Here is a 24,393-nt window from a genome sequence, read left to right as displayed (position 1 = left end):
GGATAAGAGTCGTGGATCGGATCAAGCGATGAGAACGTGGTTCATCACCGGCGGGACACCGGGCGGGTTCGGCATGGCATACGCGGACGCCGCGCTCGAATACGGCGACCGCGTCGTGCTGACCGCACGGCGGCCCGAAGAGCTCGCCGACTGGGCGCGGACGCACGGAGACCGGGTGCTGGTGCTGCCCCTGGACGTCACCGACCCGGTGCAGGTCCAGCAGGCGGTGCGAGCGGCCGAGGAGCGTTTCGGCGGCATCGACGTGCTGGTCAACAATGCGGGCCGGGGCTGGTACGGGTCGATCGAGGGTATGGCCGATACGGACGTGCGCCGCATGTTCGAGCTGAACTTCTTCGCGGTGCTGTCGGTGGTCAGGGCCGTCCTGCCCGGGATGCGGGCCCGGGGCAGCGGCTGGATCGTCAACATGTCCTCGGTCGCCGGACTGCGCGGGATCGTCGGGTTCGGGTACTACAGCGCCACCAAGTTCGCGATCGAGGCCGTCACCGAGGTGCTGCGCGCCGAGGTGGCGCCGCTCGGCATCTCGGTGCTCGCGGTGGAGCCCGGGGCGTTCCGCACCCGGGCCTACGCCGGGTTCGCCGACGAGCCCGTCGCGGAGCCGGTCGCGGCGTACCGGCCGATGCTGGAAGACGTCCGCGCCGCCATGATCGAGCAGGACGGCCGGCAGCCTGGGGACCCGGAGCGCGGCGTCCGTGCGGTGATCGCGGCGATGGCCCAGGACGAGCCTCCACACCGGCTGGTCCTGGGCGGCAGCGGGTTCGACGCCGTGATCGCCACCCTGGAAGCGACCCTGAACGACCTCCGCGCGAATGAACCACTCTCCCGCGGGGCCGATTTTCCGGGCCGGGCCGCAGGACGTTCGGCAGGGTGATCTTGAGGTCCGAAAGTGAGCGCTTCGGCGCGATGTGCAGGCGGTTGACCGGTGAGGTCGCTCCTTCATGGCGCGATCCCGCACCGAACGGATACAACCTCACCGATCTGAACCAGTCACCCTTTAGGATCGCTGTCGGCACCTGCCCCTGAAACGGGTTCGGGGCGGCGCCCGGCGGCGCCGCCCCGCCCGATAAGACTGCTCAGAGCGCTCGGTTGGTGAATACATTGCAGTATAAATTTGCCGTCCAACTAGACGGGGACCAAGCCCGGACCGCTGTCTCCGAGGAGGCGGCCGACTTATTCGTAGGCCGTTATAGTTGCGACGACTTCGCGCTTCTCGATCAACTTCCTGAGCCGTTAATCGCATTTTGCCTGTCCGGAGTGCGGTCGTCGATTGACCTTGGACGTTTCGCAGGTGTCCGGCCGAACCATCACGCTTTCGGCGACATTGACCTGCTGGTGCTCGACAAGCGGGGCCGGGCAATGGGCCGCTATTCGTTCTGGGACGCGATGGTCGAGGTCGGCGCAACGGCAGGACAATGGACGGTGACGGCAAGAACTCAGCTGCCGCCTCACGTCGAAGCGCGGCTACTGTGGGAACAATGGCGGGAGTCGCTGCCGGCGGAGAAGGGTCGGTGGGCGACCATCCCGGCCGGCTTGCGTGAGGGGTGGGTCGAAGCCGCGACTCTGCTCCATGGCGAGGCCCGAAATGTCGCCGCATCTGTGGACGCAATCAGTGCCGCGACGTTGGAGGGCGCTGACGTGGTTGATGTCGCAAGCTTCTTCTGTGCCATCGGCGAAACCTACCGCGGTCCCGGGGGGTATTTCGGCAACTACTTCACGAGCTTGGCTGAGTGCCTGCACGACCATATCGGTACCAGGCATGTCCGGCTGCGCTGGGAGAACATGCCGGTAGCAGAGCACAGTCTGGCGCGTATCGTCGATACAGTTGACGGTCCCATGAGTCAGCTCGACCTTATTGTGAAGACATTGTCGCTCGGAAACGTCGAGGTGCTTCGGGCGTAGACGCGGCCAGCGGCCTTTCCACGCCGAGACCGGGGTGCATGACCTGACCATGCTCGACAGGCTGCACTACCGCTACCCGGCCGCGTCGATCGCCGCGCCGCGCTCGGTGCTGTGCGGCTACGCCTGGCTCATCGTCTTGCCGCAGGAGCTGGGCGACGCGCTCGGAGGTCCTGGAGAAGCTCGGTGCCAGCGGGGCGTTCCGCGACATGGCACGGCTGGGCACCGGCGGGTACTGGCTGCTGGCGACGGAGCACTTCGACGAGTACGACACGGCCGCCGCCGAGCGGGTTGTCCGGACGCTCGCGCCGGTGCTGCCGCCGGTACTGCCGGCAAGGCCGACCGCTGAACCGCATATGATCATCATTGATGCTGTCCGGCAGCCGACCAGTACGTGATCGGAAGTCGCCCGCCGGGTCTCAGCGGCCGTACCTCGCCAACAGTACCGGCGGCGGGTGCTCGTTCGCCCGTCACATCATCGACGCGCCGACCGCCTTCTCGTACAGCACCACCTCGGCGACGGTGACCACTCGCCCGTCGGCCAGCGTCCTGCCCGACGGCCACACGGCCGCCCTCAGCCGCTGATTTTCGACGGTGCGGAACGGCGAGCTCTTGTAAAGATCAACATCGTTCTGGTCGCACCAGGCGATGACGGCATTCCAGAAGCGCTCCACCTGCGCCCAGCCCGCGACCGTCAGCGGCCCGCGCAAAGGCAGCAACTCCTCAGCGGTGAGCAGCTCCGGCACGCCATGCGACGCCGTGTTCTGCAGCGCCTCCAGGAACTTCAGCGCGATGTGCGGGCCGTCGTCGCTCTGCTCGGCCAGCAGGTCTTCCACGACACGCAGGCAGGCCGCGGCCCGGTTGCTGTCTCGGCGAGCCACCTCCATCGCGATGGCGGGCATCTTGATTTCGCCGCCCGCCGTGGGCAGCCCCGCAGCGGTCATGAGTCGAAGCACCGGCGGCAACGGCCGCCGTTTGAACAGTCCCAAGTCGTCACCTGTCCGTGTCCGTTGGTGAAAGCGCATGACCCGATGCCGACCATCCACCACCGCGCTGAGAAACCTGGGCCGCGCCGGTCGCGTCCAGAGGCGAGACAGCGACCGGCGCGGCGACAGTTCGTGCTACCAGTGGCCGAGGTTGCGGCGACGCCATACCAGGGCGAGCGCGCACCAGAAAGCCAGCGAGCCGACCCGGGCGTTCGAGGTCACCACACCGGCGATCAGCGCCGCTACCAGGCCGGTCACGAACACCACGGTCAGCAGCAGCGACGTGTAGCCGTTGCGGCGCGCCGCCAGGGGGTGCATCGCCGCCTGGACGCGCTGGCGTACCCAGCGCAGCCGGGTGCGGGCAGCGCGCAGCCAGGAGCGTTTCGGGACGTCCGCCGGGTCGCGTGCAGGCAGGTGCACCACGAGCGCAGGGTCGACGGCGGCGTCGATCGCGGCGAGGGCGCGGCGGGAGTCGGCGTACAGCGCCGGTTCGATGCGCACGCTGACGGCGTCGTGGCCGATCAGGTGCCGGGCACCGTCGGGCCAGGCGACCACCGCGCTTGTCGCTTCGTAGAGCACGGTCACCGGCCCGTTCGGGGTGGTGAGGCTGGCTCCGTCCGGGCCGATGACCAAGGCGGTGCGGTGCGAGTCGTGGGAGCGGTGGCGCTTACCGGTGACAGCGAACCGTGACCGGTTCGGGGCCTGTTCGAACCCGTGCCGCTCCAGGGCGTGCCCTTCGGGGGCCATGACCAGCGCAGTGTCCAGCGCTGTCGCGGCCTCGTCACGGACGTCCTCGGCGGTGACCTTCGCCAGCTGCTCGGCGAGGGCTTCGACCGGTTCGACCGGGGCGTCGGTCAGCAGGTCGATCGCGCTCTGCGGCAGGCGCTTCGCGTCGAGTTCGGCGTGCCGCAGCACCTCTTCGGCCATCGTCCGCAGGCTGGCGAACTCCGCCTCGGAAACCGGTTGTGCGGCTAGCTCCTTCACGACCCGGACGAAGCCTTCGATGACTTCATGCTGCCGGTCGGGCAGCCCGTCGACGACGGCGGTTACGGTGGCCTGGGTGCCGCCGCCGGTGTCGTAGGTGGCCGCGGCGGTGTACGACAGGCCGCCCTCCTGCCGCAGTTCCCGGAACAGCGCCCGGTCCAGGGCTCGGGCGTACAGGGACGCGGCGGTCGACCGGCGCAGCCGCGCGTCCATCGCCACTACCCGGGTCGGGCCGGTGAAGTACGCCGGGGTCACCGGCAGCGCGCTCGGTTCGGCGGGCAGCGGCTGGCGCGGTCCGTCGGGCAGGTCCAGCTCCAGGCCTTCGGGTACGCCGTCGCCGGAGATCCACAGGGCCGCGTTGCCGCTCGTGAACCACGTCGCCGCCCACACCGAGAGCTGTTCTCCGGTCAGCGCGGGCACGCCCCATTCCGGGTACGCCGCGAGGCCCGCTCCGCGAGCTCCGTGGCGCCACAGCAGCAGCGGCTCGCTGAGGCTCTGGCCGCGGCCGGCGGCCTCGGTCTCCAGGATCTTGCGTTCGATGTCGAGCCGGTCCAGTGGCAGGTCGCGCAGGGACGCGCACACGCCGTTGAGGAAGCGGACCACGTCGCCGGGCGTGCCCTCCATGGAGAACATGGTTGCCGTCAGGCCGGTGCCGCCGTTGAAGTGATAGTCGGCCAGGCCCTGCCGGTGCAGTGCCAGGTGCTCGACCAGATGCGTGATGCCTGCGGTGGGCAGGGTCTCGTCGGCCCGGCCGACGCGGAACACCAGCCCGGCGCGCGTGGGGCCGGTGCGTGGCGCGAACAGCGCCGGAATCTGCCCGACCTGCGTGGTGTGGATCGTCATTCGTCAGCCCTTCACAGCACGGCGTGCGGTCCGGAAAGCCTTCACGGGGTCGGCCGACCACATCTGCCATGGATATGCAGTCGTGCACCGGCCGAGGGCCGCGAAGTGCGGCGCAGCATCCGCCAGGCCGCCGCCCTGGTAGAACGCGAACGCGAATGCCGTGTGCGCGGCGACCCAGCCGGGGGCGGGGCGGTAGTCAGGGTGAAGCACCGAGGCCTGCGCCGCGTCGCGCAACTCCTGGCGCACCCGATCCTGGGCCAGGTACGGGTACAGCCCGCCTTGCGCCGTGTGGAAAGCGTGCTCGATGTGCGCGATCGCCACGGCCGCGCCGGACAGCGAACCGGCGGGGCTGTCGGCCAGGCACTGGCGGGCGAACGCGTGCAGGTCCTCCAGCGTGCCGTCCCATTTCGGGCACAGGTGCTGCAGCAGCAGCTCCTGTGCGTGGTACGGCACGTCGCAGTGCTCGGCGGCCAGCCCGTAGCGGCGGCGGCCCTCGTCGATCCCGAAGTTCAGGCCGCGGGCGGTGGTCAACCGCATCGTCCACGCTGCGGCGTTGCCGCGGTCGAGGGCGGTGGCGTCGGCCAGCACGCGCTCGGCCTCGCACAGGCGCTCATGGAACAGTTGCCACTGGGCGCGGCTGACGTGCTGGGCTCCGTAGCTGCTGCGGGCGCGCCATGCCAGGGTGATCAGGCGGGCGCCCAGCAGGGTGCGGGCCAGTGACGAGTCGCGTTCGGTGTCGACGGTTCGCTGGAGGAAGTTCTCGCTGGCGCGCTGGGCGGCGACGAAGGCGACAGCGGGTCCCTGGTCGGCGCGGGCCGGCAGCCCGGCGAAGTACGCGGCCACGGCAGGCCAGTCGCCGCCGCGAACCGCCTGGCGGAGCGGGGCGAGGCCCGGGTCGTGCAAGACCGGGTCGGTGGCGCGGGTGAGCAGCCCGCCGAGATTGATCACGGACCGGGATCCTACGGTCGAGCCGACCCGTATGCTGCCCCGTTTTCACCTGGCGACCTCGTCCGTACGGCTGATCGTGGCATCGCCGAGGTCGGGTGGCGAGCCGCGTCCTTTCATGACCTCCGGGCTGCGCCGACCTTGAATCGGGCAATTCGGACTGGCGACTATGCCTCGAGGTGACCGTCATTGCTGCCCGCACCTGGCGCAGTCTCGGGGCGCACTTCACCTTGTGACGCTGCCGGGCGGTTGGCAGGTCGCGCGTGCACCGCGTCCCGCCAGAATTCGAGTCCCTCCTGTGCATGCACCGTTTCCGGGTGATCGCTTCCGAAGTGCCGAACCAGATCCACATGCAACGCGGTGAAAGCCGCCACCGCAGCCACCGGATCACCGGCCAATCCAAGACACTCGGCGACGCTGGCACGGGCGATCATCGTCCGAGGGTGATATTTGCCCAGCACCCGTTCTTCGTCTGCCAGAACGGCCTTCAGCGCCTCCAGCGCGCCATGCACATCGCCTGCGACTCCGCGCCACCGGGCCAGTTCGTGCCGCGCCGCCAGGGTATTGGGGCTGTCTGGCCCTTGGATCCGCAACCAGTCTTCGAGGATCTGCTCGTACGCGGCCGCCGCTCCGACCGCATCCCCGGACTCGCCCCTCCAACGGGCGAGCTCATGGCGCGTGTCCACCGCGTCACCACTGTTCGCACCGAACGTCCGGACCATGTCCGGGAGCAATGCCTCGATTTTGGCGAGCGCCCCGGCGGGGTCGCCCGACTCGCCTTGCGAACTGGCATGCTCGTACCGGGCGTACAGGGTATCGGGATGGAAGCGACCAAGCCGTGACTCCAACGCCAGGTGCAGTTTCTCGAAATAGTCGGCAGCGACGCCGGCTTGGCCGGCGGCGCGCTGGCTAAGCCCGAGATGGGACAGCAGGGCATGCGCTCGTAGGACCGGCCGCCGCAGGATGACCGCGACAAGACGGCCCCACCAGTTCGCGTGGACCGGAACGGCGAGCAGCTCGGGCCCGGCGACGACGTAGAGTGTGCTGGCGTTCGCCCGGAGCGCGCGGGCGAACGGCTGATCGCGCTCGATCATGGGCCATACGGCTTCCAGCGCATCCGCCGCGACGATGGCGGCCTCGGTCCGCTCTGGCGAGGTCAGTCGGTCCCGCCCGACTCGTTGGACCAGCGCGTGGACTCGGAGCGTCGCGACAGGATCCTGGGCGTTGAAGACGGCCAGGCTCACACGATGAAAGGAGGCAAGCGTACGTCTCACGCTGTCCGGGTCCACCGGCCGCCTACCGATACGGGACAAATACGCGAGTACCGGTGGCGCGGTCAGCACGGCGCCCGGAATCCCATCGGGATCCAGATGAGCGACGATTCGGAGCAGGAGGCCCGCGCTCCCGGCCGGCTCAATCTGATCCGCGCGTTCGATGGACAGTGCTGTGGCCGTGGTCACGAGCGAGGGATACTCGTCCGGCAGATCCGCCGAGGCAGGCAGCAGCGCCGCCAACGGCTCGCCCCTGCGGGCGAACGCCATGCGATAATCTGCGCAGGTCAGGTGCTGATCTGCGATGTAGGTCGCCGCTTGGGACAGAATCAAAGGAAAGTAGCCGAGCTCGGCGGCCAGCGATTCGCTTCCGGTCAGGCTCCCGGGTCGTTCGGCCAACAGGCGCTTGAGATAGTCGGCAGCCTCGCCGGGGCTGAATCCGCCGACTTCGATCGTCGTCGACGTGCCTCTGGCGATGGCCTCGTCCCGGCGACGGGTGGTCACCAGAGTTTCGCCGGCCGTCTCGGGTGGCCACAGCCCGTTGAGATCGCCCCCCGATGTCACGTCGTCGAGCACGATCAGCCACTGCATTCGGCCTGTGCCGAGCCATTCGAGGAATTTCGCGGCCGCTTGCTCCAGATCCTCGAATTCGAGCCCGCTGACGCGGGAGTACGCGTCGGCGTAAGCCGAAAGAACGCCTGCCCTGCTGCCGGCGTTGACCCAGACCAACAACTCAAGCGAGCCGTGCCCGTCAATCCAGCGTTCGCGGGCGTAGGCCGCGGCGAGCTGAGACTTACCGACACCACCTTGACCCCTGAGTAAGGTCATACCGGTGATCGAACCATGGCGGACGGTGCCGTTCGGTCGATGACCGATCCTGCCGAAAAGGGAGCTCCGCGCCTGGAATCCCCGAGCGATGGGGGGCAACTTTCCGACCTGAATGGGCGGCGTCGCCGGTCCCAGGTAGCCCTTCTTGACGCGTTGCGGTCGGACGTCGGACCGGGACTCCGCTTGCCGGTGGCCACGCCTCGAGGCAAGGTGCTGGATCGCGCCGGTGATGATGACGACGAGTAGAGCCAGCACCCCCACAACGGGCCAAATCACCTCCGGGCGATCGACCAACGCCTTCAGTTCTGACGGAATCGACTCTGTCGCGATATTGGTGACCACGGCCAGAACGGAAAGCAGACATGCGCTTAGTCCCGCGAGAACCGTCAAAGCCGGGAAGACGAGCTTCGCCACTCTCTGGGACCCCATAGTGCGCCATCGTCCCATCGATTCCGGAAGATGGTCTACGGGCCGAAGGTCTTACTTCCGAACCACGCGGAGTCCGGCACATCGCTGACCTGTGCTGAGCCTACGATGGCCGCGTGGCCATCGAGATGGCGTCTTCCTGATGTGCGACGGATCTTGCCCGATGGCGGACCGCCCGTTCGCCTGTGCCGTTGTCGTGACAGCAGAGGACGGCTCACCATGGCGGGAGGACGCACGTATTGACGTTCAAGCTCGTACACGCGTTGGTGAACCTGATGGTCTCCATCGATCTTGCGGAGGAGGAGGCCATCCCGTTTGAGGTCGGTTCGGAGCTGCTGGGTGACACAGTCGGGCTGCTTGGCGACCTCACTGCCGAGGAATCCGCGGAGCTGATCGCGCTGATCGCGCAGATTGCCGCGCCGGAGACCGATCCCGAGCGTGGCGAAGCCTTGGCGGAACTGTCCGAAACCCTCGGCCTCATCGAGGAATCATGAGCCCGACGGCGGGTTGGCGCGGCGGCCGAGCGCGAGCACTTCTCCGGCCACGCTGTTTGACCTTTGAACATACGATGCCGCCCGTGAAGGCGGCGACGTTCATCCGACGATGGCTGCGAACTCTGGCCCTGTCCGCGCTGATCATCGGGCTCGCCGCGATGTCCGTCCTTGCTGCCCGCCAGGCCTTGCAGGAGATGGGCCCTTCCTGGCGGGCGGCACACGGCCACGGCATCGCGGGCACGTTCACCGCCGAGGACATGTACGAGATCGGCCGTGGCCGGAACCAAGTTTGGCTCGGCACGTTCGTCAGCGACGACCGTACAGTGACGCGCACTGGCGTGCAGTTGAGCGGCGTGCCGGCGGAGATGGCCCTGGGCGTGCAGGTCCGGGTGCTGGACTCGGGCGCGCGGCGGGTCGTCTACGGGCCGGGGGCCGTCGCCGCCGTGCCGGCGAGGGCTGTTGTGCTTCTGATCTTGGTGCTCTTTTGGTCGGGTGCCGGCCTATTCGGCGCGATGAGGGTGCGGCGCTGGCTGTCACATCGTCGGCAGCAGCGGCAGCTGCTCGAACACCGCGTGCCACAGGAAGGCGGGCACGCGGTCCGAGTTGCCAATGCTCCAAAGAGGCGGATCCCTCGCGATGCCCGCCGCCGCACAAGCAGCCGATGAGATGTATCGCGTCGCTGAGGAGAGGCTCACCGTGGGTCGAGGTCCTGGGGCAGCAGGGTGACGAGGTCCTCGCGGGCCGGTTCGGCGATCTTGCTGAGCCGCCCCGACTGGCGCACGATCATCTTGTCGAGCACCTGCCGGGCCGTGCGGCCGTTGCCGAACCCCGGCCCCCGCGACATCGCGGTGAAGTGCTTGAGCAGCGCCGCCCGCGTCTCCAGCATCAGCTCGTACCCGAACGCGCTCGCGTGCTGCTCCACGATGGTGACCAGCTGCGCCGGCGTGTAGTCGGCGAAGTGCACGGTGTGCGCGAACCGCGACCCGAGCCCCGGATATGCCTTCAGGAACTCGGCCATCTCCGCGTCGTACCCGGCGGCGATCACGACCACGTCGTCGCGGTGGTCCTCCATCAGCTTCACCAGCATGTCGACGGCCTCCCGGCCGAAGTCCGCGCCACCGCCCCGCTCGGTCGGCGCGAGGGTGTACGCCTCGTCGATGAACAGCACCCCGCCCCGGGCCCGCTCGAACACCTCCTTGGTGCGCTGCGCGGTCTGGCCGACGTACTCGGCGACCAGGTCGGCCCGGCTGACCTCGACCAGCTGCCCGCTGGCCAGCAACCCCAGCGCGGTCAGCACCTGCCCGTACAGGCGGGCGACGGTGGTCTTGCCGGTGCCGGGCCCGCCGGAGAAGATCAGGTGCCGGCCCAGGGCGGGCACCGGCAGCCCCGCCTCGGCCCGCTTGCGTGAGGTCGCCAACAGGTTGACGGTGTCGTTGACCTCGCGTTTGACCTCTTCCAGCCCGACCAGCCCGGCGAGTTTGGCGCGCAACTGCGCCAGGTCGGGCCGTTCGGCGGTGCCGCCCAGACGGATGCCGCCGGTCGGTGGCGGGCCGATGTCCTCCGGGCGCAGCCGGGTCAACTCCGGGGCGGAGACGACCTCGGCCCGGGACAGGCGCTGAGCCTGCCGCCCGATGGCGTCCTCGAACACCTTGCGCGCGGTACGGCCGTTGCCGAAGGCGCTGTCGCGCGGGATGAGCGCGAACAGGTTCTTCAGCGCCTGGCCGGTGCCGTAGTCGAGGGTGTAGCGGTGGCGTTTGCAGAAGTTCTCCACGATGGTGACCAGCTCGTCGTCGGAGTAGCTCTCGAACTCGATGGTCCTGGTGAACCGGGAGGCCAGGCCGGGGTTGGACGACAGGAACGCCCGCATCTGCGGGGAGTAGCCCGCGGCGACGACCACGATGTCCTCACGGTGGTCCTCCATCAGTTTGACCAGCGTGTCGATGGCCTCCTGCCCGAACGAGGGCCCGGTGCCGCCGCCCTCGTCGGTCAGCGCGTACGCCTCGTCGATGAACAGCAGGCCGCCGAGCGCCGACTCGAACTTCTCGGTGGTCTTGATGGCGGTGCCGCCGATGATCTGGGCGACGAGGTCGGCGCGGGCCACCTCGACGACGTGCCCCTTGCGCAGGGTGCCCAGCGCCTGCAGGATCTGCCCGTACAGCCGGGCGATGGTGGTCTTGCCGGTGCCGGGCGGGCCGGCGAAGACCAGGTGGCGGCTCATCGGCGGCGGCGGCAGCCCGACCGCGGTGCGGCGTCCGGCCAGCAGTTGCAGGTCGACGAGCATGTTCACCTCCTGCTTGACCCCGGCGAGTCCGACCAGGCCGTCGAGTTCGGCCAGCAGGCCCTCCAGTGCCGGCGGCGGCGCGGCGCGGCGGGACTCGCCCGTCGGGACCGGACGGTCGTCGGCGTGCCCGGTGGCGGTGCCGGCCGGGTCGCCGGCTTCGCGCCGCAGGTCGGGCTGCTGGTTGTCATGGCTGTCCAGATCGGCCACGGCCAGGTCCACGTCGCCGATTGTCTGGTGCAGGCCGCTGCCGCCGTTGTGGTGCAGCGTGCAGCCCTTGATCGACGAGGACCGGACCTGGCCGACCCGGATGCCGTCGCCGGTGTTGCCGGAGATCTCGCAGCGGGTGGCCCAGACCGCGCCGTCGTCGTCGACCAGCAGGCCCATGCCGCGTGCGGCTGTGATGGAGCACTCCTCCAGCACCAGTTCGCCGCCGGCCGTGATCTGTACCCCGTGCCCGGCGGACTCCTCGACCTGGCATTCGCGCAGCGTGCCCGCGCCGCGTTCGCCGACGAGCACGCCCGTCTCGCCGGAGCCGGTCAGCCTGCTGGCGCGCAGCAGGGGTGTGCCGCCGTCGACGGTGTAGAGGGCCGCGCCGAGCGAGCCGGACACCGTGCAGTCTTCCAGGCGTCCTCGCCCGTCGCCGGAGACGGTGATGCCGTGGCCGCGGCTGCCGGTGATCGACAGCCGCTGCAGCAGCGGGTCGGCACCGCCGACCACGGCCAGCCCGGCGCCGCTGTCGGCGATGGCCAGGTCCAGGTAGGTGCCGGTCGCGCCGCCTGTGACGACCATGCCGTGGGTCGCGGCGGAGGTGACCGACGCGCCGGTCACGCGCGGGTCGGCGCCGCCGTCGACGACGATGCCCGCGCCGCCGGTGGCGGTGAAGTGGCAGTCCTCGACCAGCGGAGTGGCCTGGCCGGTCACCAGCAGGCCCGCCTCCTGGGTGTCGGTCACCGTGCTGGTGCGGAGCACGGCCTCGCACTCGCCCTCGACGGCGATCGCCGGTCCGGCTGCCCGGGACACGGTGCAGCGTTCGACGGTGAGACGGGACTGCTCGGTGCCGCAGATGGCGTTGCCGCCGACGTCGGCGACGATGCTGTCGCGCATCACCAGCGCCGCCGACGCCCGTACCACCACCGCCGAGGTGCGTACCTGGCTCAGAGTGGTCTCCTGGACGGCCACCGTGGCGTGGTCGACGGCGATGATCCCGGCCCCGGCGGTGTTGCGGATGTGGCAGCGCGACACCGTGAGGTCGCCCGATGCCCTGGCGTAGATCGCCGCGCCGGCCTGCGCCCGGATCTCGCATTCCTCCAGCAGCAGCCGCCCGGCGGGGATGTCGATCGCGGACAGGTCGAGATCGGAGCAGGCCAGGGTCAGCCCGCTCAGGGTCGCCTCCTCGGCCTCCATCACGACGGCGCTGCCCGCGGGCGCGGCGATGACGACCGTGCCGGGCCCTTCCTCGCTGGTGATGGTGCAGGGCACGTGCAGCGTCAGTGACTCGCTGTAGGTCCCGGGCAGGACGCTGATGATCCAGCCCGCGCGGACCGCCTGCAGCGCGGCGCCGATGGTGCGGTAGGAGTCCGGGGCGGTGGCGGAGACGGTGAGGACGCGATGGTTCACCGGAGGACCTTTCCATGTGGGGAGGGCGGGCACCCGAGTCGGGCCCGGGCCGGGTCTGCGGGCCCATGCCCGCACGGCCCGCGGTTCGTACAGTGCCGCCAGCCGCCGCTTGCCGTCGGCTTCGGTAGCGGCGAGTTCGGTGGGGAGTACGGATGGGACACGTGACAAGGTGGGGCCGGCTGGGCGCGGTGGCGGTGCTTGCCTTCGCGGGTCTGCTGATTCCGGCCGGCCCGGCTGTGGCGGCACCTGACTGCGCCCCGCCTGCCCGGAACGTCGTACCGGATCTGCCCTGGGCCCAGCAGTGGCTGCGCCCGCAGCGGATCTGGCCGCTGACCCGCGGTGAAGGGGTCACCGTCGCGGTCCTGGACTCCGGTGTGGACGGGCAGGTTCGCCAGCTGCGCGGCCGGGTCGACCCGGGGCAGGACACGCTCACCGGAGGCCGCGCGGACACCGACTGCCTGGGCCACGGCACCTTCGTGGCGGGCATCGTGGCCGCGGGCGAGCAGCCGGGGGTGGGGTTCACCGGGCTCGCCCCGCAGGCGCGGGTGCTGCCGCTGCGGGTCACCGCCGACAACGAGCACCCGCCGTCGGAGACGGCGCTGGCCGCGGCGATCCGGGTGGCCGCCCAGCGCGGCGCCCGGGTGATCGTGGTCGGTACGCCGGTGGTGCGGGCCGGGGCCCAGCTGCGCGCCGCGCTGGAGGAAGCCGAGGCCAAAGACGCCCTGGTGGTCGTCGCATCCTGGGGTTCGACGCAGCAGGAGGTGCCGGTGGACCCGTGGGTGACCGGGCGCGTCCTGTCGGTGGGCGGCTTCGACCGCGAAGGCGGCCTGGTGTCGGGCACCGCGGCACCGGTCGACCTCATGGCGCCCGGTGCCGGGGTGCTCAGCCTGGGCCCGCGCGGCTCCGGCCACGTGGTCGAGGGCGGCAACGCGTACGCGGCCGCGTACGTCGCCGGAGCCGCCGTACTCGTGCGGGCGCACCACCCGCAGCTGACTGCCGCACAGGTCAAGCAGCGGCTGCTGGCCACCAGCGACCGGGTGCCCCGGCAGGTGCCCGACCCGCAGCTCGGCCACGGGGCACTCGACCTGTACGCCGCCGTCACCGCGGTACTGCCCGCCGAGCGCGGTGCGGCCGCCGCGGCTGTGCCGGTGTCGCCCGCGGTCGTCGCGCGCCCGCAGCCCGCCGACGACCGCGCGTTCCGCGTCGCGACCGTGGTCGCCGCCGCGGCGGGTGGGCTGACCCTGCTGATGGTGGCCGTGACGCTCGCCGCGCCGCGGATCCGCCGCCGGCGTGCCCGCGCGCGCTGAGGTGATGCCACCGGCGTCCGCCATGGTCAGTCCGAGCCGGCCGGCTGGTGCGCGGTGTGGATCAGCGTCGGCGCGAGCCGCCGGCTGACCAGCTGCGCCCGGCCCGGCGGCAGCCGCATCGGCTTTGCCTCGCCGAGGAAGACGCCCTCGGCCTTGTCGTAGGAGAACAGCAGGGCGCTGGTGCCCAGGTCCCACAGCCGCCGCAGCGCCGGATCGGACATCATCGCCCGCGACGCCCCCGAGGTCGTACGGGCCAGCACCAGGTGCAGGCCCACCTCGGAGCCCTGCGGCAGCGCGTCCAGCAGCGGCTCCAGCGGGCTGGTGTAGCCGCCGGCGAGCAGGTCGTAGTCGTCGATGATGACGAACAGGTGCGGCCCGGCCCACCAGTCGCGCCGGGCCAGCCGGTCCGGGGTGATGTCGGGTCCCGGCAGCCGCGGCGTGACCGCCTCCGCGGCCTGCTTGACCAGGTCGGTCAGGGCCGCGGTGGAGACCGCGTAACCGACCTGGATGTCGGGCGGCACCGCGTCGTACAGGTGGCGGCGGGTGTCGGCCAGCAGGATGCGGGCCTGGTCGGCGGAGTTGTTGCGCACGATGCTGCGGGCGATGAGGCGCAGCAGGTTCGTCTTGCCCGACTCGGACTCCCCGAAGATCATCAGGTGGGGCTGCTGGTCGAAGTCGTGCCACACCGTGTCGAGCTGGGCCTCGTCCAAACCCAGCGCCACCCGCCGCGGCGCGTCGGTCGCGGGCAGGTCCGCGGCCGGCAGCAGCGTCGGCAGCAGCCGCACCTTCGGGGCCCGCGGCCCCGTCCACGCCCGGGTGCTGTGCTCGGCGAGTTCCCGGGCGGTCTCGTTGAGGTCACCGGTCCGCGACACCCCGTCGATGCGCGGCAGCGCGGCCAGGAAGTGCAGCGCGTCGCGGGTCAGGCCGCGGCCCGGGATGGCCGGCACGTTGGCCGCCTGGCGCATCCCGATCTCGGAGTCGACCGGGTCGCCCAGGTGCAGCTCGAACCGGCTGCCGAGCAGGTCGCGCAGCCACGGCCGGATCTCCGACCAGCGCGAGGCCGTGACGATCAGGTGGATGCCATAGTTGAGGCCCCGCGTGGCCAGGTCGGAGAACGACGCCTCCAGGGTCTCGAAGTCCTGGTGCAGCGTGGACCAGCCGTCCACGATCAGGAACACGTCGCCGTAGCCGTCGTCGGCCCCGTCGGGCAGCGTGCCCTGTTCGCGGCGTTGCCGGTACTCGGTGATGCTGTCCAGGCCCAGCGCGGAGAAACGCAGCTCGCGGCGCAGCAGCAGATCGGTGACCTCGGCGACGGTGCGGCTGACCCGCTCGCGGTCCAGCCGGCCGACGACCCCGCCCACATGCGGCAGCCCCGCCAGCCCGGCCAGGCTGCCGCCGCCGAAGTCGAGGCAGTAGAACTGCACCTCGGCGGGGGTGTGGGTGAGTGCCAGCGCGGTGACCAGCGTACGGACCAGGGTGCTCTTGCCGCTCTGCGGAGCGCCGCCGACCCCGACGTGCCCACCCGCCCCGTTGAGGTCGGCGATGAGCAGGTCCCGGCGCTGTTCCGACGGGCGGTCGACGACACCGACCGGCACCCGCAGCCGCCCGAGCGTGCCGCGCTGCGCCTCGTCGAGCCCAGGGGTGGGCACGACGCCCAGGCCCCGCTCCGCGGTGATCCGCACCGGCGGCAGCAGCTGGTCCAGCGTCGGCGGCTCCTCCAGCGGCGGCAGCCACACCTGGTGCGCCTGCGGTCCGTGGCCGAGCAGCCGGGCGGCGATCACGTCGAGCAGACGCGGCCCGCCTGCCTGCGCGTCCTCACCTGCGGCGTCGTCGGCCACCGGCGGGGCGGCCGCGTGGTCGGGCACCGGCACGTGCCCGACGACGTACCTGGTCAGGTCCAGCCGGGCCCGTTCCTGGCGCTGGCGGCGCTCGGCGCGCTTGAGCGGGGCCGAGACGTACGCGGCCCGGAACCGGACCAGGGTGTTGGTGTCGATGCGCAGGTAGCCGTTGCCCGGCGCGGTCGGCAGTGTGTACGCGTCCGGCACCCCGATCACGCTGCGGCTCTCCCCGGCCGAGAACGTACGCAGACCGATGCGGTACGACAGGTGCGACTCCAGCTGGTGGATGCGGCCCTCGTCGAGGCGCTGGGAGGCCAGCAGCAGGTGCACGCCGAGGCTGCGGCCCAGCCGCCCGATCATGACGAAGGTGTCCAGGAACTCGCGCTTGGTCGCCAGCAGCTCGCTGAACTCGTCGACCACCACCAGCAGCGTCGGCAGCGGCGCGAGCGGGGCCCCGCCGACCCGGGCCTTCTCGTAGTCGCGAAGCGAGCTGTGCCCGGCCTGGCGCAGCAGCTCCTGACGCCGGACCAGCTCGCCCTGCAGCGCCTCCTGCATCCGGTCGACCAGCGGCAGCTCGTCGGCCAGGTTGGTGATCAGCGCCGAGGTGTGCGGCAGGGTCTCCAGCCCCAGGAACGTCGCGCCGCCCTTGAAGTCCACCAGGATCACGTTGAGCACATCGGAGCTGTGCGTCACCGCCAGCGCCAGCACCAGCGTGCGCAGCAGCTCGCTCTTGCCCGAACCGGTCGCACCGATGATCATCCCGTGCGGGCCCATGCCGCCCTGCGCGGCCTCCTTGAGGTCCAGCTCCACCGGGGTGCCGTTCGCCGACACCCCGATCGGCACCCGCATGTGGTCCCACCGCGAACGCCCTGTGCGCGCCGCGGCCGGGTCGAACGTCTCGGCGTCGCCGAGCCCCAGCAGCACGGTCAGGTCCAGGTCGAGGGTCAGCGAGTCGGCCGTCTCCGCCGACGAGCCCAGCCGGTACGGCGACAGCCGCCGGCCCAGCACCCGCGCGTGGTCCAGCCCCAGCCGGTCCGGGGTGCTCAGCGCGGTCGCGCTGTCGCGGCCCTGCGGGTCCGCGCCGATCATCTCGACCACGTCGGGCCGCACCAGCAGCCGCAGCGTGACCGGGTCGACCGCCCAGCGCAGCGACTCCGACAGGTCCACCACCGTGCAGTTGCGCACGCTGCTCATCGCGAACCGCGACGTCGGCGGGATCGGCACCCCGTCGACGACGATCACCGTGTACGGCTCCTCCCGGCTCGGCAGCGCAGGGTCGTCGAACCGGGGCCGGTCGTTGAACGCCGGGCCGAGCAGCCGCTCCAGATCGGCGAACGTCTCCGCGACCTGCCGGGCCGCGCCCGCGCCGTCGCTGTGCCCGGGATGCTGGGCGTGCGGCAGCCACTTCACCCAGTCCCAGCGCGGGTGGCGCTCGGCCGGCGCGCAGACCACGATGCGCAGGTCGTCCGGGCTGTGGAAGGTCACCAGCTGCCCCAGCATCGCCCGCACGAGGTCCAGGCCGTGCTCGTCGGCGGGCTGCCGGTTCGTCGCGCTCCGGCCCTCGTCCGGCGTGGCGGGCTCGTCGGTGGACTGCACCAGCACCCGCGCGAATCCGCGCAGCTGCACCGCGATCGGGGTGCCGGGCACGGTCCAGTGCGCCTGCAGGAACCGGCGCAGCGCCCGCGCCGACAGCGGCTCCAGGTCCTCCACCGGCTTGGTCTGCGGCGGAGTCAGGGTCACGGTCAGCCGCTGGCTGCCCAGCCCGAGCCTGATCTCGGCGAAGTCGCCGCCGGACGGACGGCGCTCCCACATCCGCCGGTTGCCCGCCAGCGACCACAGCACCTCCGGATCCGGATGGTTCCAGAACAGCGCAGCCGCCTGCTTCTCCGACAGCTGCCGCACCTGGCGGCGCATCTGGCCCAGGTAGCGCAGGTAGTCGCGGCGCTCGCCGCGCAGCCGCTGCTTGCGCTCACCGCCGCCGCGGCCCAGCTGGCTGACCAGCATGCCCAGGCCCGACACGCCCATCATGCCGCCGGCCACATAGGTCAGCGACGACGAACCCGGCTGGATGAAGATCAGCGCCATCGCGCCGGTGCCCAGCGCCATCGGCAGATACGTCAGCATCGACGACATGTCGACACCGCTCAGCTCGGGCAGGGTCGGCGGCTCCTGCAGGATCATCTCGCCGCGGGGGAGCGGAGGCCCCGGCTGTCGCACGGGCCGGCGGAAGATCACCGTGGTCATGGGCTCTCCCAGTGAGCGGGCGGCAGAACCCGTTCATTCTGCGTGCCGCGACGGCAGGCGGCTTGGGCCCGCAGGCCCATGTTCGGCCCGGTCACCGCCGCTAGCCTGCTGTGGTCGCCACGCCGTGGCAGGGAGAGAGTCACTGTGAACGTCAGCACCTCCGCAGAGCGTTGCCGGCTCACGATCATCGGGCCCCACGGCAGCATCGACCTCGCGGTCCCCGCCATGCTGACCCTGGCGGACGTGACCCCGGCCATCGTCGACCTGCTCGGCGAGGAGACCGCCCGCGAAGTCGCCGGCCGCGGCGCCGTCCTGCAGAAACTCGGCGGCAGACCGCTCGACGAGGAGCAGACCGCGGCCGCCCTGGGCCTGCGCGACGGAGACGTCGTCTACCTCAACGTCCGCGACAATCCCATGCCGACCTTCGCCCACGACGACCTCATCGAAGGCGTGGCCGCAGGGGTCCGCCAGCGCCCCGGCCGGTGGAACCCCGCCCGCGCCCGGCACACCCTGCGCGCGGCGGCGGGCGTCGCCCTCGCCGCGGGCCTGGCCGCGCCGCTGTCGCCGCAAGCCGGACCGGCACACGCGCTGACCGCCGCAGGCATGTCCGCCGTACTGCTGCTGGCCGCCACCCTCGCCGCCCGGGCCCTGGCCGACCGGATCGCCGGGCTGGTCCTGGGCGGCGGAGCGGTCCTCTACGCGGCAGCCGCGGGCCAGCTGACGCCCGTCCTGATGAGCGGAGCCACCGCTGGGCAGGCGCCGCCCGACCTTGCCGCACGCCTGGCCGCCGCCGTGGCCATGGCCGCCGCGGTCAGCGTCGCCGTCGCCGTGGCCGTCGGCGACCTGCGACCCATGGCCTTCGTCGTCGTGGCCACCAGCGCGGCGGTGACCGCCGGAGCGCTGCTGGCCGCCAGCGGCCTGCTGACACCGCTCGCCGCCGCGGCCGTGATCACCGTGTTCGCGCTGCTGATCAGCCCGCAACTGCCGTCGCTGGCGTTCCGGCTGGGCGGGCTGCGGCTGCCCGACCTGCCCACCACCCCCGAGGACATCACCCGCGACGTGGAGCCGGTGCCCGACGCCGCGCTGCAGGAACGCACGATCGTCGTCGACCGCTACCTGACGGCCGGGCACCTCGCGATCGCGCTGGTCGCCGCGGGCGGGCTGTGGCTGCTCGCCGACCGGGCCGGCTGGGCCCCGCCGACACTGGCCGCGGCGGTGTGCGTGCTGCTCCTGCTGCGCACCCGGCTGCTCACCGGCGCCTGGGCCCGCTGGGCGCTGACCGCCGCCGCCGGATGGGGCCTGCTGCTGCTGGCCCTGCGGCTGACCGGGCCGGCGTTCCAGCTGATCGGCCTGCCCGCCGCCGCACTCGTGACCGGACTCGGCCTGCTCGCCGTCGTGCGCACCCCCGACAGCCGCCGGCCGCGACCCTACTGGGGCCGCGCCGCGGAGCTGTTCGAGACCACCCTCGCGGTCGCGCTGATCCCGCTGCTGCTGGCGGTGCTCGGCGTGTACGGCTACGTCCGCGGCCTGGCCGGCTGACCGTGCAGACCAAACGCGACCAGCTCCAGGCCCACAACTTCGTCGTCGGGCGGCTGCGCTCGGCGCTGCTGACCGGCGAGCCCGACGCGCTGGAGACCCCGACCCGCCGGTTCAGCGTCGCCGCGTTCGCCGGGCTGATCATCGGCGCGATCATCGTCGCGGGCTGCGGGGCGTACGGCTTCTTCTTCCCCGGCGGCAACACCTCCTGGCGCGAACCGGGCACCATCATCGTCGAGAAGGAGACCGGCACCGCCTACGTCTACGACAGCACCGCCGGCGTCCTGCGCCCGGTCCGCAACCGCGCCTCCGCGCTGCTGCTGACCGGCCCCGACTCCACCGTGCGCTCGGTGTCGGTCAAGTCGCTCGACGGCGTGCCGCACGGCCTGCCCGTGGGCATCACCGGCGCACCCGACTCACTGCCCGCGGTCGCCCGGCTCAGCCGCGACCCGTGGCTCGTCTGCGCCACCAGCACCCCCGAGGTCACCGGCCAGTCCCGCCCGGCCGTGCTGCTCGCCATCGGCGCCGCCGACCTCGCCGCCACCCCGGTCGACCGGGCGGCGCTGGTCGCCACCCTCGACGGCACCCGCTACCTCATCTGGGGAAACCGCCGCATGCGGGTCGCCGACCCGGCCGCCGCGGTGGCCCTGGCCCTCGACGGCGTACGGCCCGTGCCGGTCGCCGACACCTGGCTCAACGGCCTGCCGGCCGGACCCGACCTGGCCCCGCCGCCCATCGCCAACGTCGGCGCGCCCGGACCGGCCGTCGACGGCAGGCCCACCCGGGTCGGTCAGGTCCTGCGGGTGTCCGGAGCCGACGACGACAGCGCCGGCTTCCGGCTGGTGCTCGCCGACGGGCTGGCGTCGCTGACCCCGACGATGGCCGAGCTGATCCTCGCCGATCCGCGCAGCCGGGCCGCGTACGACGGCAGCCCGCGCGCGGTGGCGGTCAGTTCCGCCGGCGTGGTGTCGGCCCCGGTCTCCGGCCGGCCGATCGGCGACGGCGGCCTGCCGGCCCGGCCGCCGCAGCTGCTGGACCCCAATGACCTGGGCGAGCAGGTGCTGTGCGCGCGGGCCACGTTCGGCGCCGATGCGAGCCTGGCGCTGGTCACCGCACGGGTCGGACACCTGCGCGCGGCCACCCCGCCGCCGGGCGCGGTGGACCAGCGCTCGGCGACCCTGGTCGCGGTGGCCGCCGGGGCAGGGGTGCTGGTGCGCCCGGAGACCGCGCCCGGCCGTCCCGGCAGCGCCCGGTGGCTGATCACCGACGTCGGCGTGCGCTACCCGATGACCGACGCGGCGGTCGCGGCGCTCGGCTACGGAGGCGTCACGGCCGTGGACCTGCCCGCGACCCTGCTGGCGCTCGTGCCGTCAGGTCCGGTGCTCGATCCGGTGGCGGCCGCGTCCGGCTGACACCGGACACGTCGGGCCAGGTAGTGGGCCCGGGGACCCACCCTCCTGTTTGGGCCTGGGAGAGCGGTTACCGCGCCGTTACGGTCAGCGCGATCGGTCGCTGTCGAACCTGGAAGGTGAATGGACATGGCCAACACCCTTGACATCCCCGTAGCGGAACTGCGGGCCGCGCTGCAGCAGTTCCGCGACCTGGAGCGGGAAGCCGAGCAGGTGCGCAGCGCCGTCGACGGCGGCGTGCGGGGCATCGGCAACAGCTGGTACGGCCAGGCCCGTACCGCGTACAACGCCGAGATCGACAACTGGCTGGCCGACTACCAGCGGATGGTCGCCCAGCCCATGACGCAGCTGACCAACTGGTTCCAGCAGATGATCGTGATTATGGAGGACGTCGAGGCCCAGAACAGCTGACGTCGCCGTCCCACCCGACACCCGCCACATCCGAAGGAGACAGTCATGGCGTTCGGAATCACCTACGAGGCCGTGCTGCACGCGGCCGACCGGCTGCGCGCCGAGAACACCCGCCTCAACGGCATCGTGGACCGCATGGAGTCCACCGCGCGCAACAACTTCGCCAACTGGAGCGCACTGAGCGAGGGCACCTACGTCAGCGTCGCGGCGACCTGGAAGAGCCAGGCGACCGTCATGCACACCGACATGGAGGCCAGCATCAAGCGCCTGCTGCAGAAGGTCGAGAACTACCAGGACGCCGACAACCGGGCCTCCAAGATCTGACACGGTTCGGCGAAGGAGGGAGCAGGCCATGGGCAAGGAGCTGAAGGTCGACCCGGCCGCCATGAACGGCGCCGCGCAGGTGTTCCGTGGCCTGCCGGCGACCTTGGACGGCCCCCAGCGCGACTTCTACCCGGTCGTGCTGTCCATCGGCGACTTCGAACCGGGCAAGAGCCTCAAGACCGTGATCGAGGCCGGCGCCAAGGACTGGGAGACGGTGCTCGCCACGCTGAGCAACGTCTTCGTGGACTGCGACGGTGTGCTGGTCAGCGCGGCCACGCTGCTGAAGGACTCCGACGAGAGCAACGACCCGTTCGTCCTCGACGACATCAATTCGATCGTGAGTTAGGCGCACGCCATGCCGGAGTGGAGCGACTGGGATTGGCGCAAGGTCCAGGCCTTGCTGGTCGGTGACGTCAGCCGGGACGGCTACACCCACGTCAACGACAAGGGCGCGACCAATCCGCAGCACCTCTTCGACATGGGGCAGAAGGTCGTCAACGCCGGGCTCGCCCTGAATTCCGTGTACATCGCCGTCATGCAGCAGCGCAAGAAGCTCATCACCGACGACGCCTGGACCGGCGACGCGTCGCGGGCCTTCGACGCGGTGCTGGGCAGCATCCGCCGCATGATCACCCAGAACCAGCGGCTGATCAACGGCGGCGAGAACTGGATCCAGGAGATGAACCGGGCCGGCATCGGCCTGGACAAGGCGATCAACGACATGATCGCGCTCAACCACGAGGGCGCCCAGCGCACCCACGACCGCTACACCGAGCTGTACGAGCACTGGCGGCAGACGGCCACCTGGATAGCCACGCCCTACGGGGGGCACTGGTCGTCGCCCGAGCCGCACCGGCCCTGGTTCGTCACCAGCGAAGGCGAGACGATCTACACCTCGTCGTCCTATCCCGACATCGACCAGGACATCAGCCGCAAGGCCCGGGAGCTGCTGGACACCCTCGCCAACGTGTACCACGACGTCGAGGTCGGCCTGGGGCAGCTCAAGCCGATCACGGCGCTGCCCGCGCCGATCCCGCCGACCGACGACCCACCACCGCCACCAGGTGGAGGCGGGCCGCCGCCCCCTGGTGGCGGCGCGCCCCCACCAGGGGGCGGTCCACCGCCCCCGGAGACCGGCGGAGGTCCGCCGCCGCCGGGTGGCGGCGCGCCCCCGCCCGGCGGCGGCGGAGCACCGCCGCCCACCGGCGGCGGATCGCCGCCCCCACTCGGCGGGGGCTCCCCGCCACCGCTGGGGGGAGGCTCGCCACCGCCACTCGGGGGTGGCGCTCCACCGCCTCTCGGGGGTGGCGCTCCACCGCCACTCGGTGGAGGTACTCCGCCACCGATCGGCGGAGGCTCTCCGCCGCCCATCGGCGGCGGTCCGGGCTCCGGCCCGGGCGGCCCCGGCGGTCCTATCGTGCCCCCGCACCTGCCCGGCATTCCGCCACCCGGTTCCGGCCCCGGCAAGCCGGGCACGGGCGGACCCCGCCCGCCCGGCCTGCCCGGCTCCGGTCCCGGATCCGGTCCGGGGTCCGGTGGCGGTCCGGGCGGTGGTCCGCCAGGTTCGCCCGCACCGCCGGTCCGGTCGGCGTTCCCGTACGCCGGGAACGCCCCGCCCGGCATGGCGGGCGCGACCGGGGTCGGCGGGGCCGGTGGACTGGCCCGCGGGGGCCTGGTCACCGACGGCCTGCATGCCCCGGTCGGCGGACGGCAGGGCAGTGGCGCGCCGTTCCTGCCACCGATGGGCGGCATGGGCGCGGGCGCCGGCAAGGACGAGAAGAAGGAACGCGAACGCACCACGTGGTTGCAGGAGGACCGCGACATCTGGAACGTCGCCGGCGACGTGCCGCCCGGAGTCATCCGCGGCGGCGACCCCACGCAGGCCGAGGACGGCACGCAGGGGACCGGCACCACCGACGTCCCGGTGTACACGCCCACCCGGCCGCGCCCCGGCCAGAGCACGACCGGGGGCACCCAGCAATACGGACGATGATCCGAGGAGGAGACGACTATGGACCAGGACCGCACCCTGGAGCAGCTCGCGGCCGACTACGCCCGGCACCGCGCCGCGGCGGTCGAGGCGACGCAGCGGGTCGCCGAGGTCTCGGCCACCGTCACCTCCCCGCAGGGGCTGGTCACGGTGACGGTCGGGGGACAGGGCGAGCTGCGCTCGCTGACGTTCAACTCCCAGGACTACCGCAAGATGGCTCCCGCCGAGCTGTCCCGGATCGTCGTGGAGACGGTCGACCGGGCCCGGGAGAGCGCCCTGCAGCAGATGCTGGGCGCTCTGCCGGGCACCGGGATCGCCGGGATGAGCGTGCGCGACATGATGGCCGGCCGCATCGACTGGGACCGGGTGCTGCCCGAGCAGCTCGACATCTCGGGATTCAACCTGCCGGGCCGGATGGCCTGACCTGAGTTCGGGAGAGGACGGCCGCAATGGCGCGGCAGCTGAAGGTCGACGGCGGCGTGATCAACGGGGTGTCGTCACGCCTGGTCGCGGTGGGCGACGAGGTCGCCGGCGCCCGGGAGAAGCTGGTGAGCGGGATCAACGCGCTCGGCCAGCCCTGGGGCCGCGACGACGAGTTCGCCCGCAAGTTCGTGGCCGAGTACGGCAAGGGCCGTGACGAGGTCGTCGAGGGGTCGGCGAACCTCGCGGCCCTGCTGAAGAACATGGGCGAGCACATCAAGCGTTCCGGGCGCTCGTTCGGCACGGTCGAGGGCAGCTGAGCATG

The 24,393-nt window shown here is 71.7% G+C and carries 20 protein-coding genes; 14 read left to right on the top strand and 6 right to left on the bottom strand.

Going from position 1 to position 24,393, the window contains the following annotated elements; translation table 11 throughout:
• Window positions 1-28: 28 nt before the first annotated feature.
• From AB0B35_RS12845 to AB0B35_RS12835, 3 genes are all read left to right on the top strand, one after another.
• Complete coding sequence (locus AB0B35_RS12845) at window positions 29-889, top strand: SDR family NAD(P)-dependent oxidoreductase (protein WP_361044336.1); 861 nt, start codon at window positions 29-31, stop codon at window positions 887-889.
• Between the two features lie 383 nt (window positions 890-1,272).
• Window positions 1,273-1,917: a hypothetical protein gene (locus AB0B35_RS12840; RefSeq protein WP_361044335.1), complete on the top strand. Its 645-nt coding sequence runs from the start codon at window positions 1,273-1,275 to the stop codon at window positions 1,915-1,917.
• A gap of 206 nt (window positions 1,918-2,123) precedes the next feature.
• Window positions 2,124-2,312: a hypothetical protein gene (locus tag AB0B35_RS12835; RefSeq protein ID WP_361044333.1), complete on the top strand. Its 189-nt coding sequence runs from the start codon at window positions 2,124-2,126 to the stop codon at window positions 2,310-2,312.
• 72 nt (window positions 2,313-2,384) lie between these two features.
• On the opposite strand, the gene AB0B35_RS12830 is transcribed toward AB0B35_RS12835, so the two are convergent.
• The 4 genes from AB0B35_RS12830 to AB0B35_RS12815 form a co-directional block, all read right to left on the bottom strand.
• Window positions 2,385-2,963 (bottom strand): hypothetical protein, encoded by a 579-nt coding sequence (locus tag AB0B35_RS12830; protein ID WP_361044331.1) that lies wholly within the window; start codon window positions 2,961-2,963, stop codon window positions 2,385-2,387.
• A gap of 72 nt (window positions 2,964-3,035) precedes the next feature.
• On the bottom strand, window positions 3,036-4,727 hold the full coding sequence (locus AB0B35_RS12825; RefSeq protein ID WP_361044329.1) for an insulinase family protein: 1,692 nt from the start codon (window positions 4,725-4,727) through the stop codon (window positions 3,036-3,038).
• Between the two features lie 3 nt (window positions 4,728-4,730).
• Entirely contained in the window at window positions 4,731-5,675 is a 945-nt protein-coding gene (locus tag AB0B35_RS12820) for a hypothetical protein (protein ID WP_361044327.1), read from the bottom strand.
• 164 nt (window positions 5,676-5,839) lie between these two features.
• Window positions 5,840-8,185 carry a Kinesin light chain 2 gene (locus tag AB0B35_RS12815; RefSeq protein ID WP_361044324.1) on the bottom strand — a complete coding sequence of 782 codons (2,346 nt, stop codon included), beginning with the start codon at window positions 8,183-8,185 and terminating at the stop codon, window positions 5,840-5,842.
• A 251-nt stretch (window positions 8,186-8,436) separates the two neighbouring features.
• Here AB0B35_RS12815 and AB0B35_RS12810 point away from each other — a divergent pair, with 251 nt between their 5' ends.
• Window positions 8,437-8,691 carry a hypothetical protein gene (locus AB0B35_RS12810; RefSeq protein WP_361044322.1) on the top strand — a complete coding sequence of 85 codons (255 nt, stop codon included), beginning with the start codon at window positions 8,437-8,439 and terminating at the stop codon, window positions 8,689-8,691.
• 83 nt (window positions 8,692-8,774) lie between these two features.
• The gene (locus tag AB0B35_RS12805; RefSeq protein WP_361044319.1) at window positions 8,775-9,356 is read left to right on the top strand and encodes a hypothetical protein; all 582 of its coding nucleotides are present in this window, start codon (window positions 8,775-8,777) and stop codon (window positions 9,354-9,356) included.
• Between the two features lie 26 nt (window positions 9,357-9,382).
• Here AB0B35_RS12805 and AB0B35_RS12800 read toward each other — a convergent pair whose 3' ends face one another.
• Window positions 9,383-12,589 (bottom strand): right-handed parallel beta-helix repeat-containing protein, encoded by a 3,207-nt coding sequence (locus AB0B35_RS12800; RefSeq protein ID WP_361044317.1) that lies wholly within the window; start codon window positions 12,587-12,589, stop codon window positions 9,383-9,385.
• A 152-nt stretch (window positions 12,590-12,741) separates the two neighbouring features.
• Between AB0B35_RS12800 and AB0B35_RS12795 the strand changes: the two genes are divergently transcribed.
• Window positions 12,742-13,896, top strand: coding sequence for a S8 family serine peptidase (locus AB0B35_RS12795; protein ID WP_361044314.1), 1,155 nt, complete (start codon window positions 12,742-12,744; stop codon window positions 13,894-13,896).
• A 26-nt stretch (window positions 13,897-13,922) separates the two neighbouring features.
• Here the strand turns inward: AB0B35_RS12795 and eccCa are convergent, their stop codons facing one another.
• Complete coding sequence (eccCa, locus tag AB0B35_RS12790; protein ID WP_361044311.1) at window positions 13,923-17,978, bottom strand: type VII secretion protein EccCa; 4,056 nt, start codon at window positions 17,976-17,978, stop codon at window positions 13,923-13,925.
• 144 nt (window positions 17,979-18,122) lie between these two features.
• Between eccCa and eccD the strand changes: the two genes are divergently transcribed.
• The 8 genes from eccD (at window position 18,123) to AB0B35_RS12750 (ending at window position 24,388) form a co-directional block, all read left to right on the top strand.
• On the top strand, window positions 18,123-19,517 hold the full coding sequence (gene eccD / locus AB0B35_RS12785) for a type VII secretion integral membrane protein EccD (protein WP_361044309.1): 1,395 nt from the start codon (window positions 18,123-18,125) through the stop codon (window positions 19,515-19,517).
• Between the two features lie 2 nt (window positions 19,518-19,519).
• Entirely contained in the window at window positions 19,520-20,926 is a 1,407-nt protein-coding gene (gene eccB / locus AB0B35_RS12780; RefSeq protein ID WP_361044307.1) for a type VII secretion protein EccB, read from the top strand.
• Between the two features lie 126 nt (window positions 20,927-21,052).
• Window positions 21,053-21,334 (top strand): WXG100 family type VII secretion target, encoded by a 282-nt coding sequence (locus tag AB0B35_RS12775; protein ID WP_360534303.1) that lies wholly within the window; start codon window positions 21,053-21,055, stop codon window positions 21,332-21,334.
• 45 nt (window positions 21,335-21,379) lie between these two features.
• Window positions 21,380-21,658 carry a WXG100 family type VII secretion target gene (locus AB0B35_RS12770; protein ID WP_360534301.1) on the top strand — a complete coding sequence of 93 codons (279 nt, stop codon included), beginning with the start codon at window positions 21,380-21,382 and terminating at the stop codon, window positions 21,656-21,658.
• Window positions 21,659-21,686: 28 nt separating this feature from the next.
• On the top strand, window positions 21,687-22,004 hold the full coding sequence (locus AB0B35_RS12765; protein ID WP_360534299.1) for a hypothetical protein: 318 nt from the start codon (window positions 21,687-21,689) through the stop codon (window positions 22,002-22,004).
• A 9-nt stretch (window positions 22,005-22,013) separates the two neighbouring features.
• Window positions 22,014-23,651: a hypothetical protein gene (locus AB0B35_RS12760; RefSeq protein WP_361044304.1), complete on the top strand. Its 1,638-nt coding sequence runs from the start codon at window positions 22,014-22,016 to the stop codon at window positions 23,649-23,651.
• 18 nt (window positions 23,652-23,669) lie between these two features.
• Window positions 23,670-24,071, top strand: coding sequence for a YbaB/EbfC family nucleoid-associated protein (locus tag AB0B35_RS12755; protein ID WP_361044301.1), 402 nt, complete (start codon window positions 23,670-23,672; stop codon window positions 24,069-24,071).
• A 26-nt stretch (window positions 24,072-24,097) separates the two neighbouring features.
• Window positions 24,098-24,388, top strand: coding sequence for a hypothetical protein (locus AB0B35_RS12750; RefSeq protein WP_361044298.1), 291 nt, complete (start codon window positions 24,098-24,100; stop codon window positions 24,386-24,388).
• Window positions 24,389-24,393 lie beyond the last annotated feature (5 nt).

The organism is Catellatospora sp. NPDC049133, from assembly GCF_040648455.1.
Lineage (GTDB): Bacteria > Actinomycetota > Actinomycetes > Mycobacteriales > Micromonosporaceae > Catellatospora > Catellatospora aurea.
The sequence above is the reverse complement of the archived record's forward strand: the minus strand, read 5'-3'. Positions and strand labels throughout refer to the sequence as shown.

Coding starts and splice junctions, on each gene's coding strand:
- AB0B35_RS12845 (WP_361044336.1), top strand. CDS start 29: ATGAGAACGTGGTTCATCACCGGCGGGACACCGGGCGGGTTCGGCATG.
- AB0B35_RS12835 (WP_361044333.1), top strand. CDS start 2,124: ATGGCACGGCTGGGCACCGGCGGGTACTGGCTGCTGGCGACGGAGCAC.
- AB0B35_RS12825 (WP_361044329.1), bottom strand. CDS start 4,727: ATGACGATCCACACCACGCAGGTCGGGCAGATTCCGGCGCTGTTCGCG.
- AB0B35_RS12795 (WP_361044314.1), top strand. CDS start 12,742: ATGGGACACGTGACAAGGTGGGGCCGGCTGGGCGCGGTGGCGGTGCTT.
- eccCa (WP_361044311.1), bottom strand. CDS start 17,978: ATGACCACGGTGATCTTCCGCCGGCCCGTGCGACAGCCGGGGCCTCCG.
- AB0B35_RS12775 (WP_360534303.1), top strand. CDS start 21,053: ATGGCCAACACCCTTGACATCCCCGTAGCGGAACTGCGGGCCGCGCTG.
- AB0B35_RS12770 (WP_360534301.1), top strand. CDS start 21,380: ATGGCGTTCGGAATCACCTACGAGGCCGTGCTGCACGCGGCCGACCGG.
- AB0B35_RS12765 (WP_360534299.1), top strand. CDS start 21,687: ATGGGCAAGGAGCTGAAGGTCGACCCGGCCGCCATGAACGGCGCCGCG.
- AB0B35_RS12760 (WP_361044304.1), top strand. CDS start 22,014: ATGCCGGAGTGGAGCGACTGGGATTGGCGCAAGGTCCAGGCCTTGCTG.
- AB0B35_RS12755 (WP_361044301.1), top strand. CDS start 23,670: ATGGACCAGGACCGCACCCTGGAGCAGCTCGCGGCCGACTACGCCCGG.
- AB0B35_RS12750 (WP_361044298.1), top strand. CDS start 24,098: ATGGCGCGGCAGCTGAAGGTCGACGGCGGCGTGATCAACGGGGTGTCG.